Here is a 12005-nt window from a genome sequence, read left to right as displayed (position 1 = left end):
AACTCGCTGCCGAAAACTGCGTAACTCTTTGTTTACCAAGGAGTTTTCCGTTTCGACTGCGCCGGAAGTGGGGCGAATTATAGACTTCCAGAATCTGCCGTCAACCCCTAATTTAGCCTTTCTATCAGGATGCTCAAAATCACTGCTTATATATAGACGCGAACACCTTGAATGCGCAGTATATTGCCCAACACTAGAACAATACGTTCGTTTCCTGCCTTGGACGATGCCACGCAATGAATGACCAGCCCCGCAGCCTTGCCTCGACCCTGTTCTCGGTTGGCCTGCTATTGATAGCCATGGCGTCGATCCAGTCCGGAGCCTCCCTGGCCAAAAGCATGTTCCCGGTTATCGGTGCGCAGGGGACAACGACCCTGCGGTTGATTTTCGCCAGCGTAATCATGCTGATACTGCTGCGCCCATGGCGTGCGAAGCTCACCGCGAAATCCTTGCGCACGGTCATTGTCTACGGGATGGCACTCGGCGGCATGAACTTCCTCTTCTATATGTCCCTACGCACAGTCCCATTGGGAATCGCGGTAGCGCTGGAGTTCACCGGGCCGCTGGCGGTCGCTATTTATGCCTCACGTCGCGCGATCGACTTTTTATGGATCGCACTGGCCGCCATCGGGTTGCTGTTGTTGATACCCACGGGAGCCACGACTGCCGGTATTGATCTGGTCGGTGCGGGTTATGCCTTGGGGGCCGGAGTCTGCTGGGCGTTGTACATTCTATTCGGCCAGAAGGCCGGTGCAGACAATGGCGTACAGACTGCTGCACTGGGCGTCATGATTGCCGCACTGTTCGTAGCGCCTATCGGTATTGTGCATGCTGGCGCCGCGCTGCTGACGCCATCGCTGATCCCCATAGCGATCGGCGTCGCCCTGTTGTCCACTGCCCTGCCCTATACGCTGGAAATGGTCGCCCTGACCCGAATGCCAGCCCGGACCTTCGGCACGCTGATGAGTATTGAACCTGCGATCGGTGCCCTGTCAGGTCTGTTGTTCCTCCATGAATACCTCTCACTGTCACAGTGGATGGCTATCATCTGCATCATTCTGGCTTCCGTCGGCGCGACCATGACCATGGGCGGTGCCGCCAAACCTGCGGTTGCCGCGGATTAATACAGGATTTGACGAAGGTCTGGTATTTACCGCGCAATTAGGCCATGTTTAGGCCCGTAACCCAGTGTCAGACATGGATTTTTCACGATAGGGATATAAGAACGCTTCAAGCTAAAGCGAACACGGCCAGACCCGGGCGCAAAGATCCGGGGACGCTATAAGGACAGCAATGAAACGAATTTTGATACTGATCGCCATACTTGCAGTTGCGGGCTGCGCGGCGACTTCGGAAACTCATACCAAACGTGGCAAGAAAGGATTGCATATCAACTGTTCCGGGCTGTCGTCATCCTGGGACAAGTGCTACACCAGCGCAGCCAACTCCTGTGCGCCCAAGGGATACAAGGTCATCGCAAAATCAGGGGATGGCGTGGAAGAACCTGGCGATTATCCGTTTGGTCTCAACCCGGCCGGCTATACCAGCCGCAGCATGATCGTCATCTGCAAGTAGGCCGTCACCTCAGGTCCGCGGACCGGCGATCTGACGGCTGATCTCATCGTAACTGGACTTCAGTACCGTGCGCTGGATGTCAGGGGTGGCGAGCATTCGCGCCACAACCAACGCACCGATGCATTGCGACAGAATCGCCCATGCCAGGCTGTCGCTCTCCAGAATCCGCGCCCAACTCTCTTGTAGCCGACAAATCCAGTTCTCCGCCTGCTGCCGGACCAGCACGTCTGAACGGGCTATTTCGGCGCCCAATGCCGGCAAGGCGCAACCCGACTCCGGGTGTTCGACATGGGACATGCTCAAATAATGCTTCAGGCAACGCTCGAGCCTGTCACGGTCCTGATCCGCCCCCAATCGTTCCAGACTTTGAACAAGCTCACGCTCGACAATTGAAGCGAACAGCTCATCCTTCGACGAAAAGTGGCTGTAGAAAGCCCCACCACTCAAGCCGATCGCCTTCATCAAGGCATCGACACCGACTGTTGCGAAACCCGACTTCTTCGCCGACAACGCACTGCTTTCCAGCAGCTTCTGTTTGGTTTCCAGTTTGTGATTGGCCGAGTAACGCATTGCCTTGCCCTCTGTATTGATCATCTTGACGCCTGCCGAATCGTAGCATAACGTTCGTTTAGTTAACGATCGTTTAGCAAAGAGAGCACCCCATGAATAATAAGAAGGTCGTACTGGTTGTCGGCGCCGGTGATGCTACTGGTGGAGCTATTGCCAAACGTTTTGCTCAAGAAGGATTTGTCGCCTGTGTCACCCGGCGCAGTGCGGACAAACTCCAGCCATTGGTGGACGCCATCAAGGCCGAGGGCGGTGAAGCCCATGGTTTTGCCTGTGATGCGCGCAAGGAAGAGGACGTGATTGCACTGGTCGAGCAGATTGAAAGCCAGATCGGCCCTATCGAAGCGTTTGTGTTCAACATCGGCGCCAATGTGCCGTGCAGCATTCTCGAAGAAACCGCTCGCAAGTATTTCAAGATTTGGGAAATGGCCTGTTTCTCAGGCTTTCTCAATGCCCGTGAAGTGGCCAAGCGCATGGCCAAGCGTCAGCGGGGTACGATTCTGTTTACCGGCGCGACTGCCGGTCTGCGGGGTGCCGCCGGATTTGCAGCATTCGCCGGTGCCAAGCACGGCATTCGCGCACTGGCTCAAAGCATGGCCCGCGAACTGGGGCCGATGAATATTCACGTTGCCCACGTCGTCGTTGACGGCGCTATCGACACCGACTTTATCCGCGACACCTTTCCCGAGAAGTACGCCACCAAGGATCAGGATGGCATCCTCAATCCCGAACACATCGCCGAGAACTACTGGTACCTGCACAGCCAGCCCCGTGACGCCTGGACATTCGAGCTGGACCTACGCCCATGGAGCGAACGCTGGTAAGCCCTCCCCAATAACAATAAACAGAGCGCATTGAACATGAGCAAAACCGTTGAGTTCTACTTCGACCTCGGCAGCCCTGCCACCTACCTGGCCTATACCCAACTGCCGAAAATCTGCGAGCAGACAGACAGCCGACTGGTCTACATCCCGATGCTGCTGGGCGGCGTTTTCAAAGCCACCGGCAACGCTTCCCCTGCGACCATTCCGGCCAAGGGCCTCTATATGTTTCAGGACCTGGACCGCTACGCCAAACGTTATGGCGTGCCACTGAAGTTCAATCCGCACTTTCCCATTAATACATTGATGCTGATGCGCGCCGTCACTGGCATGCAGTTACGCCATCCCGAACGCTTTCAGGCATTCATCGACTGCCTGTTTAAAGCGCTTTGGGTTGAAGGACGCAGCCTCGATGACCCGGCGACCGTCGCTTCAGTGTTGACGCAGAACGGCTTTGACCCCAACGAAGTGCTGGCCCTGACCGCCGATGAAGACGTCAAGGCAGCGCTCAAGGACAACACCGAGAAAGCGGTGCAACGCGGCGTGTTCGGCGCCCCCAGCATGTTCATCGATAACCAGCTGTTCTTCGGCCAGGATCGACTGGACTTCGTCATTGAAGCCCTACGTTAAATCTCGATGACCAACCGCCCCTGAGCCGCTCCGCAAACCAGCAGCTCATGGGCGGCCTCGGCGGTTTGCAGAGTGAACGCCCGAGGATCCATCAACGGCTTCAGCTTGCCCGCCTCGATCAAGCGAGCCGCCTCACGAAGAATCTCCCCGTGACGCTCGCGCCCCATGCCGGTTAGTAATGGCAATAACGTAAACACGCCGGAATAGGTTGCGCCACGAAACGAGAGCGGCGCCAAACTGTGCTGCCCCCAACCGAGGCAACTCAACACATGACCGTGATAAACCCGTACAGCCTTGAATGACGCATCCAGGGTCTCACCGCCCACCGTGTCGTAGACGATATCGAAGCCCTCCCCATCCGTGTGTTGCGCTACATATTCCTCGACCGAAGACTGGCGATAGTCGATAAACGTCGCACCAAAGCCTTCGATGATTGCCTGATGCCTGGCAGAACCGGTGGCAAACACCTGGGCACCGAAGGCGCGGGCTATTTGCACCGCGACATGCCCCACACCACCCGCACCACCATGAATCAGCACCTTCTGCCCCGCACGCACCCGCGCCCGGTCGACTAACCCTTCCCACGCCGTAATCAACACCAACGGCAACCCCGCCGCCTCACGCATACTCAAATTGCCTGGCTTGCGCGCCAGCAGTCTGGCATCGATTGCTGCGTACTCCGCCAACGAACCCTGCGCCCCGCCAATTCCGGTGGCCATGGCATAAACCTCATCGCCCGGCAGCCATCCACTGCCCCCCTCCCCCAACGCCTCGATGGTTCCCGCCAGATCAATGCCCAACACAGCCGGTAATGACTGACGCGCGTGGGCGGCCTGGCCCGAACGGATTTTTCCGTCCAGTGGATTTACCCCGCTGGCTTTGATCCGGACCAATACCTGCCCTGCTTCCGGCACCGGCCGTTGAATGGAAGCCAAGCGTAGCGGCGCGTTGGCCGAGTCGACAATCAGAGCGCGCATTTCAAGTGAGTCAGTCATTTCGCATATTTCCGTCAGAGGTGGCTGTGGGATAAATCTTCGGCCAACCGACTCATGCTGATAAGACGCTAAATAGCTATAGTGACCATGCCTATCCGGCATCAATGAGAACTCCCCGTGGACAAACTCAATGCAATGGCGATCTTCGTAAGGGTCGTCGAACGCGGCAGCTTTTCTGCCGTTGCCCGAGAGATGCAGACCAGCCAGCCCACCATCAGCAAAGTGCTCAAGGCACTGGAGACCGGGCTGGGCGGAAAACTGATTGCACGCAGCACCCGCCAGCTTTCCCTGACGGATGAAGGCCAGCGGTACTACAACGAATGTCGACAAATCCTCGCGGCCGTCGATGCGGCCGAGCACAGTTTCCAGTCCGGCAAGGAGCGCATTGCCGGTCACCTGCGCATCGGCTCCTCGGTCAGCTTCGGGCGTTTGCAGATTGCCCCGCGCCTGGCGCAATTCCTTGAGCGCCATCCCGGTATAGAAATCGACCTGCAACTGAGTGATCAAAACCAGGACCTGGTCAGCGAAGGACTGGACGTCACCTTCAGAATCGGCGAACTGAATGACAGCGGCCTGATCGCCCGCCACATCGGCACCACCCACCGCGTAACTGTCGCAGCGTCCGCCTACCTCAAAAAACACGGCCAACCGCACACGCCGGCAGAACTGGGCGGGCACAACTGCCTGCAGTTCAATCTGTTGAACAGCCAGAATTTATGGGTTTTCGAGAAAAACAATCAACGCCACGAGGTGCGGATCAAGGGCAATGCGCAAAGCAACAACTCGGAGGCAATCCGCGAGATGGTGCTGGGGGGACTGGGGATTGCGTTGTCGCCGGTGTGGCTGTTCAGCGAAGACTTGAAAGCCGGGCGAGTGACAGCGATTTTGCAGGACTACACCGCGCAGTCACTGCCGATGCATGCCGTGTCCCCGGCGAATCGTCGCCAATCCGCCAGGGTCAAAGCCTTTGTCGACTACATGAGCCAGGCGCTGGAAGCAGCGCCTGAACTCAAGCCGATCAGATAGCAGCGGTTCGAGTGTTCAGCCACTCAAGGGCTGCACCGTCGACCAGCGGGCTCAAGCGTTCGCGCACTTCGGCGTGATACGCGTTGAACCACTGTTTTTCGTCCTGAGTCAGCAACGACGGTTCCAGGCAGCGCGTGTCGATCGGGCACAGGGTCAGGGTTTCGAATCTCAGGAACTCACCGAATTCGCTCTTGCCCGCTTCACGGTTCAACACCAGGTTCTCGATCCGCACGCCCCAGCGACCCGGACGGTAGGTGCCCGGCTCGATGGAGGTGATCATGCCCGGCTGCATCGCGGTTTGCGGCGCAGCAACGGCTTGATAGGCAATCACTTGCGGGCCTTCGTGAACGTTGAGGAAGTAGCCGACGCCGTGCCCGGTGCCGTGACCGTAATCAACGTTTTCCGCCCAGATCGGCGCACGGGCGATGGCGTCCAGCAACGGCGACAAAATGCCCCGAGGGAATTGCGCACGGGACAATGCGATGACGCCTTTGAGCACACGTGTGCAATCGCGCTTCTGCTCATCGGTTGGCGTACCGACCGGCACCATCCGCGTGATGTCGGTGGTGCCGCCCAGGTATTGGCCGCCGGAGTCGATCAGCAACAGACCGTCGCCCTCGATCACCGCGTGCTCTTCTTCGGTCGCGTGGTAATGCGGCATCGCCCCGTTGGCGTTGAACGCGGCAATGGTGTTGAAACTCAGCGACACGTAATCCGGACGGCGCGTACGCGCTGCGGTCAGGTGTTCGTCGATGGTCAGTTCGGTGATGCGTTCGCGGCCCCACGCCGACTCCAGCCAGGCGAAGAATTCGCACAGCGCCGCGCCGTCCTGCTCCATGGCCTGACGGATGTGCTCGGCATCGGCCAGGCTTTTCTGCGATTTGGCCAATGTCGTCGGGTTCAGGCCTTCGACCAGTTTCACGCCGCTGTTCAGGTTATCCAGCAAACCGGCGGTGACGCGTGCCGGATCGACTTGCAGGCTCGCGCCGCTCGGCACTGCGCGCAAGGCGTCGGCCACTTCGCTGTAATCGCGCAGGGTCACGCCGTCCTTTTCGAGGATCGCGCGCAGCTCGGTGCTGACTTTGCTCAAGGCCACGAACAGGGTTGCCTGTTGTTGGCTGATCAAGGCGAAAGAGACAAACACAGGGTTGAACGACACATCGCCGCCGCGCAGGTTGAACAGCCAGGCGATGTCGTCGAGGGTGGCAATGAAATGCCAGTCGGCGCCACGCTCTTTCAACACCTCGCGCAGGTTGGCGAGTTTTTCGCCACGGCTGACCGTCGCCTGAGGCGGCAGGTGCTGATAGATCGGCTCGTTCGGCAGTACCGGGCGATCGCTCCAGACTTCGCTCAACAGATCGATGTCGGTGCGCAGACGGGCGCCGCGCTCTTCGAGCTTGCTACCCAACGTGCGTGCCGAGGCCACGGCCATCACCGCACCGTCTACCGCGACGACGCCGCCTTCAGGGGTTTGCTCGGCCAGCCAGTCCAGCGGGCTGGGTTGACCCGGTTGCAGCTTGACCAGTTCGATGCCGCTGCCTTTAAGCTCCTTGGTCGCTTGCTCCCAATAACGGCTGTCGGCCCAGACACCGGCGAAATCCGGCGTGACGATCAGCGTGCCCACCGAGCCATGAAAGCCCGACAGCCATTGCCGTCCTTGCCAGTAGCCCGGCAGGTATTCCGACAGGTGAGGATCAGCCGACGGCACCAGCAAGGCGTGAATGCCCTCCCGGCTCATCAGCTCGCGGGTGTGCGCCAGGCGCTCGGGCACCGATCCATTGATCGAAGGCTGCGTACTCATCATGTCTCCTGCTAATCACTTCATCATTATTGTTGAGTGCCGATCAACGTCGGCACTTGAGGCCTTATTGCCAGAATGCCGGGGCACTGGCGCAGGCCGCTTTAATCAGTTGTGCCGCCTGGTCGATGTCCTGCTCGGTAGTGAAACGCCCCAGGCTCAAGCGAATGGTGCGGCTCGCCGAGCGGGCGTCATGCCCCAGTGCCAGCAGCACATGGGACGGCGCATTGCTCGCGGAATTACAGGCCGAGGTCGCAGAAAACGCAATCGATGCGCTCAACGCCGCGGAGTTGAACTCACCTTCACTGAAGGTCAGGCTCAAAGTATGAGGGATGCGCTGGGTCGCACTGCCATTGAGGCGCACGCCGGGAATGCCCGACAGGTGTTCGAGCAAGCGCTCGCGCAGGCGCGCAATCGTGGCTTTCTCTTCATCGAACAGTTGCGCGGCCAAGGCGAACGCCACGCCCATGGCGGCAATCTGGTGAGTCGCCAGGGTCCCGGAACGCAAGCCGCCTTCATGGCCGCCCCCGTGAATCTGCGCCTGCAAGCGCTGTTGTGCGCGAGGCCCGACATACAGCGCGCCGATGCCTTTGGGACCGTAGATCTTGTGCGCCGAAAACGACATCAGGTCCACCGGCAATCGCGCCAGGTCGATGGCCACTTTCCCCGCGCCCTGGGCCGCATCGACATGGAACAACGCCTCGCGGGCCCGCACGACCTCGCCGATGGCCGCGATGTCATTGACCGTGCCCAACTCGTTGTTGACCAGCATCAGCGACACCAGAAAGGTGTCTTCGCGCATCGCTTCGCTGACCGCTTGCGGGGTGATCAGACCTTGCGCGTCGGGCACCAGATACGTCACGGCAACACCGGCATCCTGCAATTGCCTTGCGGTGTCGAGAATCGCCTTGTGTTCGATCTGGCTGGTGATGATGTGCCCGCCGGGCACCCCGCGAGCCTGGGCCACGCCCTTGAGGGCGAGGTTATTCGATTCGGTGGCGCCGGAGGTCCAGACGATCTGGTCGGCTTGCGCCCCCACCAGTTGGGCGACTTGCTGTCGCGCCTGCTCGACCGATTGCCGGGCCTGTTGGCCGAATGCATGGGAGCTGGACGCAGGATTGCCGAAGTTCCCGGCAAACCCCAGACACTCGACCATGACCTTGATGACCCGCTCGTCCACCGGCGTGGTGGCGGCGTAGTCGAAATACAACGGACGTTTATTCATAAAAGACTCGCAGAGCTTGTTCCGGGATCAGGTGCTGGCAACCCGTGCGCCAGCAATACCTGATCGGATGCGTTAAGAAAGTACGACTTCACTTGAAAGTGCGTAGGAACGCTCCTGAAGTCGAGCTTAACAGGCATCGGGCAACCGGTTGAAGCAATGCGTCAGCTAAAGCTTTCCAGCATCAACGGATACAGCGAAACCACCAGCAACGCGGCCATGCCCCAATTGAACACGCGCAACCAGCGGCGGTCCTTGAGCACGTTGCGCAGCAGCGTGCCGCACGCGGCCCAAACACCGACGCTCGGCAGGTTGATCAGGGCGAAAACCGCCGCAATCACGATGACGTTGGTGAAATAGCCCTGCATCGGCGTGTAGGTGCTGATTGCACCGATGGCCATGATCCAGGCCTTGGGGTTGACCCACTGGAATGCGGCCGCGCCGAGGTAGCTGATCGGTTTGCTTTCACCGTTCTCGCCGTCGGATACCGGCCCGGAATGCGCGATTTTCCACGCCAGGTACAACAAATATGCCGCGCCAACGTAGCGCAGCACGGTGTAGAGCAACGGATAGCTTTGAAACACTGCGCCCAGACCAAAACCCACCGCCACCACCAGGACGAAAAAGCCGCAGGTAATGCCAAGCATGTGGGGAATGGTGCGGTTAAAGCCGAAGTTCACGCCCGATGCCAGCAACATCGTGTTATTCGGGCCGGGGGTGATCGAGGTAACGAGAGCGAACAGGGCGAAGCCCAGCAGCAGATCGAGCGAGAGCGTCATTGGTGGCAGTCCGTCAGGGTCATTCAGGTATTGACCCTATCGCACGCCTGCCGGGAAACCCATGGACAGTTGGGTGAAACTTCGAGCAGTACAGTCGCTCAGCTTGGGCGACCGTGCAGTTGAACAGTGCGCTCGGCGTTCATTTCGCCTTGTTTGTCGAAGCTGAAGGATTTCTGTGGCTGACCGAGCAATTCAGCTTTTTTCGCGTGGTATTCATCGAAGGACAAACCGCGACGATTCAGCGATTCCAGTGCCAGTTCACGGGTTTCCTCGGCGGTGTAGGGCCGCAATTCCGGGGATACGTGGCTGGCACATCCGGCGAGAACGGAGACGGCGAGCAGCAGGAAAGTGGCGAGTAGAGGTTTCATGGTCTGGCGTCCTGGCATCTGGGTTCGGGGCAATGAACACAGGCTACTCGCGCCTTTGGATGGGCAGAAATCAACGCTCTCGATAGTGGGTATTGAAGTGGAATCGCCCCACCCTGTAGGAGCCGGCTTGCTGGCGATGACGACCGTAAGAACACCGTATGACTCACGGGCCTCATCGCCAGCAAGCCGGCTCCTACAAGGGACGTGCATATTTCTTAATGATCTATAAATATCTTGCAATGATCTTTTGAGGAATAACAAACAGCCTTTATAACAACCCTATCGCCTTACACAACTGTTGCCCACGCAACTGTTTGCCAGGCAACAGTCATTCAACAAACAGTCCTTAAAATCGAACAGCACGTAGTCATCAATACGCTGCAAGCCACGTAAATCGTGGGCTCGAAGGATTGGTACAGCTCTTGCTCAAGCCCTGTGACTACTCACTACTCACTGCTCGCTGAGCAACTGTTTAAAAAGGAACTGATCATGTCGCGTCCATTGAAAGTCGTTGCCCTCTCCGGCGGTACCTGGCGTCCGTCCCGCACGTTGGTGCTGACCCAAGCTCTGTTGGCCGAACTGGCCGGGCAATTGCCGATCGAGAGCAAGCTGATCGAACTGGGCGACATCGCCCGGCCACTGGGCGCAGCCCTGTCGCGCCAGGAACTGAGCGCCGACATCGAAGCCGAGCTGCAAGCCATCGAAAACGCTGACCTGCTGATCGTCGCCGCGCCGGTCTATCGCGGTTCGTACCCTGGCCTGCTTAAACACCTCTTCGACCTGATCGACTTGAACGCGCTGATCAATACGCCGGTGCTCCTCGCCGCCACCGGTGGCAGCGAACGGCATGCGCTGGTGCTCGATCACCAGTTGCGCCCGCTGTTCAGTTTCTTCCAGGCGCTGACCTTGCCGATCGGCGTATACGCCACCGAAGCCGATTTCGCCAATTACCAAATAACCAGTGAGCCCTTGAAGGCCCGCATTCGTCTTGCTGCAGAACGCGCCGCGCCGTTGTTCGGCGTGCACCCCAAAAATCTGCTGAAAATCGCTTAAGGATCTCTTCATGGATGTTTTCTGGTTTCTGCCGACCCACGGCGATGGCCATTACCTGGGCACCACCCAGGGCGCTCGCCCGGTGACGCTCAACTATCTGAAACAAGTCGCGCAGGCCGCCGACAGCCTCGGCTACCACGGCGTGCTGATTCCCACCGGGCGCTCCTGCGAGGATTCCTGGGTCATCGCTTCGGCGCTGGTGCCGTTGACCGAGCGTCTGCGTTATCTGGTGGCGATTCGTCCGGGGATTATTTCGCCGACCGTCTCGGCGCGTATGGCCGCGACGTTGGATCGTCTGTCCAACGGTCGCTTGCTGATCAACGTGGTCACCGGTGGCGACCCGGACGAAAACCGTGGCGACGGGATCTTCCTCGACCACAGCGAGCGTTATGAAGTCACCGACGAATTCCTGCAGATCTGGCGTCGCGTGCTGCAAGGCGAAGCGGTGGACTTCGAAGGCAAACACCTGCAAGTGCAAAACGCCAAGGCCCTTTATCCGCCGGTGCAGAAACCCTATCCACCGTTGTACTTCGGTGGTTCGTCCGAAGCCGCCCATGAACTCGCCGCCGAGCAGGTCGATGTCTATCTGACCTGGGGCGAACCACCGGCCGCCGTCGCGGAAAAACTCGCCGATGTGCGTGAGCGCGCTGCACGCAACGGGCGCACGGTGAAGTTCGGCATTCGCTTGCACGTGATCGTTCGCGAGACGGCCGAGGAGGCGTGGAAAGCCGCCGACAAACTGATCGAACACATCAGCGACGAGACCATCGCTGCCGCGCAAAAGTCGTTCTCGCGTTTTGACTCCGAAGGCCAGCGGCGCATGGCGGCGTTGCATGACGGACGTCGCGACAACCTGGAAATCGCCCCCAACCTGTGGGCCGGTGTCGGCCTGGTGCGCGGCGGTGCCGGCACGGCGCTGGTGGGTGACCCGCAGCAAGTGGCGGCGCGGATCAAGGAATACGCGGACCTGGGGATCGAGAGCTTTATCTTTTCCGGTTATCCGCACCTTGAAGAGGCGTATCGCTTTGCCGAGCTGGTGTTCCCGCTGTTGCCTGAACCGTACGCAAGCCTGGCGGGGCGTGGCGTTACCAACCTCACCGGGCCGTTTGGCGAAATGATCGCCAATGATGTGCTGCCCGCCAAAGCCACAGCCTGACCCACCTACTACCTG

At 59.2% G+C, this 12005-nt stretch carries 13 protein-coding genes; 7 read left to right on the top strand and 6 right to left on the bottom strand.

Annotation, left to right across the window (positions count from 1 at the left end; all coding sequences use genetic code 11):
- The first annotated feature begins 236 nt into the window (after window positions 1-236).
- Both rhtA and KGA97_RS20705 read left to right on the top strand, forming a co-directional pair.
- Window positions 237-1124, top strand: coding sequence for a threonine/homoserine exporter RhtA (gene rhtA / locus KGA97_RS20710; RefSeq protein ID WP_223481401.1), 888 nt, complete (start codon window positions 237-239; stop codon window positions 1122-1124).
- 169 nt (window positions 1125-1293) lie between these two features.
- On the top strand, window positions 1294-1575 hold the full coding sequence (locus KGA97_RS20705) for a hypothetical protein (protein ID WP_008043007.1): 282 nt from the start codon (window positions 1294-1296) through the stop codon (window positions 1573-1575).
- 9 nt (window positions 1576-1584) lie between these two features.
- Here the strand turns inward: KGA97_RS20705 and KGA97_RS20700 are convergent, their stop codons facing one another.
- Entirely contained in the window at window positions 1585-2145 is a 561-nt protein-coding gene (locus tag KGA97_RS20700) for a TetR/AcrR family transcriptional regulator (protein ID WP_008032598.1), read from the bottom strand.
- Between the two features lie 92 nt (window positions 2146-2237).
- Between KGA97_RS20700 and KGA97_RS20695 the strand changes: the two genes are divergently transcribed.
- Together KGA97_RS20695 and KGA97_RS20690 are read left to right on the top strand one after the other, a co-directional pair.
- Window positions 2238-2966 carry an SDR family oxidoreductase gene (locus KGA97_RS20695; protein ID WP_008032599.1) on the top strand — a complete coding sequence of 243 codons (729 nt, stop codon included), beginning with the start codon at window positions 2238-2240 and terminating at the stop codon, window positions 2964-2966.
- Between the two features lie 36 nt (window positions 2967-3002).
- Window positions 3003-3593 (top strand): 2-hydroxychromene-2-carboxylate isomerase, encoded by a 591-nt coding sequence (locus KGA97_RS20690; RefSeq protein WP_008032600.1) that lies wholly within the window; start codon window positions 3003-3005, stop codon window positions 3591-3593.
- Here the strand turns inward: KGA97_RS20690 and KGA97_RS20685 are convergent.
- Entirely contained in the window at window positions 3590-4588 is a 999-nt protein-coding gene (locus KGA97_RS20685; protein ID WP_223481400.1) for a zinc-dependent alcohol dehydrogenase family protein, read from the bottom strand. The two genes, KGA97_RS20690 and KGA97_RS20685, sit on opposite strands and share 4 nt — an antisense overlap.
- Window positions 4589-4705: 117 nt before the next feature.
- On the opposite strand from KGA97_RS20685, the gene KGA97_RS20680 reads away from it, so the two are divergent.
- Complete coding sequence (locus tag KGA97_RS20680; protein ID WP_223481399.1) at window positions 4706-5614, top strand: LysR family transcriptional regulator; 909 nt, start codon at window positions 4706-4708, stop codon at window positions 5612-5614.
- Here KGA97_RS20680 and KGA97_RS20675 read toward each other — a convergent pair.
- The 4 genes from KGA97_RS20675 to KGA97_RS20660 all read right to left on the bottom strand — a co-directional run bounded on the left by KGA97_RS20675 (window position 5607) and on the right by KGA97_RS20660 (window position 9781).
- On the bottom strand, window positions 5607-7415 hold the full coding sequence (locus KGA97_RS20675; protein WP_223481398.1) for an aminopeptidase P family protein: 1809 nt from the start codon (window positions 7413-7415) through the stop codon (window positions 5607-5609). The genes KGA97_RS20680 and KGA97_RS20675 overlap by 8 nt on opposite strands.
- Before the next feature lie 64 nt (window positions 7416-7479).
- Window positions 7480-8637, bottom strand: a complete 1158-nt coding sequence (locus tag KGA97_RS20670) for a cysteine desulfurase family protein (RefSeq protein ID WP_008032607.1) — start codon at window positions 8635-8637, stop codon at window positions 7480-7482.
- A 161-nt stretch (window positions 8638-8798) separates the two neighbouring features.
- Entirely contained in the window at window positions 8799-9413 is a 615-nt protein-coding gene (locus KGA97_RS20665; RefSeq protein WP_008032608.1) for a LysE family translocator, read from the bottom strand.
- A gap of 98 nt (window positions 9414-9511) precedes the next feature.
- Window positions 9512-9781 carry a hypothetical protein gene (locus tag KGA97_RS20660; RefSeq protein ID WP_008032610.1) on the bottom strand — a complete coding sequence of 90 codons (270 nt, stop codon included), beginning with the start codon at window positions 9779-9781 and terminating at the stop codon, window positions 9512-9514.
- Between the two features lie 489 nt (window positions 9782-10270).
- Here KGA97_RS20660 and msuE point away from each other — a divergent pair, with 489 nt between their 5' ends.
- Together msuE and ssuD are read left to right on the top strand one after the other, a co-directional pair.
- Window positions 10271-10834: an FMN reductase gene (msuE, locus tag KGA97_RS20655; RefSeq protein ID WP_008032612.1), complete on the top strand. Its 564-nt coding sequence runs from the start codon at window positions 10271-10273 to the stop codon at window positions 10832-10834.
- 10 nt (window positions 10835-10844) lie between these two features.
- The gene (ssuD, locus tag KGA97_RS20650; protein WP_008032614.1) at window positions 10845-11990 is read left to right on the top strand and encodes an FMNH2-dependent alkanesulfonate monooxygenase; all 1146 of its coding nucleotides are present in this window, start codon (window positions 10845-10847) and stop codon (window positions 11988-11990) included.
- Window positions 11991-12005 lie beyond the last annotated feature (15 nt).

The sequence above is a fragment of the Pseudomonas sp. BF-B-15 genome, assembly GCF_019946675.1.
In the GTDB taxonomy this organism is placed as follows: Bacteria; Pseudomonadota; Gammaproteobacteria; order Pseudomonadales; family Pseudomonadaceae; genus Aquipseudomonas; species Aquipseudomonas migulae.
This window is presented reverse-complemented; position numbering and strand designations above follow the sequence as displayed.

Bases quoted from the DNA above. Each gene is read 5' to 3' on its own strand.
- KGA97_RS20685 (WP_223481400.1), bottom strand. From the start codon at position 4,588: ATGACTGACTCACTTGAAATGCGCGCTCTGATTGTCGACTCGGCCAAC.
- KGA97_RS20665 (WP_008032608.1), bottom strand. From the start codon at position 9,413: ATGACGCTCTCGCTCGATCTGCTGCTGGGCTTCGCCCTGTTCGCTCTC.
- rhtA (WP_223481401.1), top strand. From the start codon at position 237: ATGAATGACCAGCCCCGCAGCCTTGCCTCGACCCTGTTCTCGGTTGGC.
- msuE (WP_008032612.1), top strand. From the start codon at position 10,271: ATGTCGCGTCCATTGAAAGTCGTTGCCCTCTCCGGCGGTACCTGGCGT.
- KGA97_RS20660 (WP_008032610.1), bottom strand. From the start codon at position 9,781: ATGAAACCTCTACTCGCCACTTTCCTGCTGCTCGCCGTCTCCGTTCTC.
- KGA97_RS20700 (WP_008032598.1), bottom strand. From the start codon at position 2,145: ATGCGTTACTCGGCCAATCACAAACTGGAAACCAAACAGAAGCTGCTG.
- KGA97_RS20690 (WP_008032600.1), top strand. From the start codon at position 3,003: ATGAGCAAAACCGTTGAGTTCTACTTCGACCTCGGCAGCCCTGCCACC.
- KGA97_RS20695 (WP_008032599.1), top strand. From the start codon at position 2,238: ATGAATAATAAGAAGGTCGTACTGGTTGTCGGCGCCGGTGATGCTACT.
- ssuD (WP_008032614.1), top strand. From the start codon at position 10,845: ATGGATGTTTTCTGGTTTCTGCCGACCCACGGCGATGGCCATTACCTG.
- KGA97_RS20670 (WP_008032607.1), bottom strand. From the start codon at position 8,637: ATGAATAAACGTCCGTTGTATTTCGACTACGCCGCCACCACGCCGGTG.
- KGA97_RS20675 (WP_223481398.1), bottom strand. From the start codon at position 7,415: ATGAGTACGCAGCCTTCGATCAATGGATCGGTGCCCGAGCGCCTGGCG.
- KGA97_RS20705 (WP_008043007.1), top strand. From the start codon at position 1,294: ATGAAACGAATTTTGATACTGATCGCCATACTTGCAGTTGCGGGCTGC.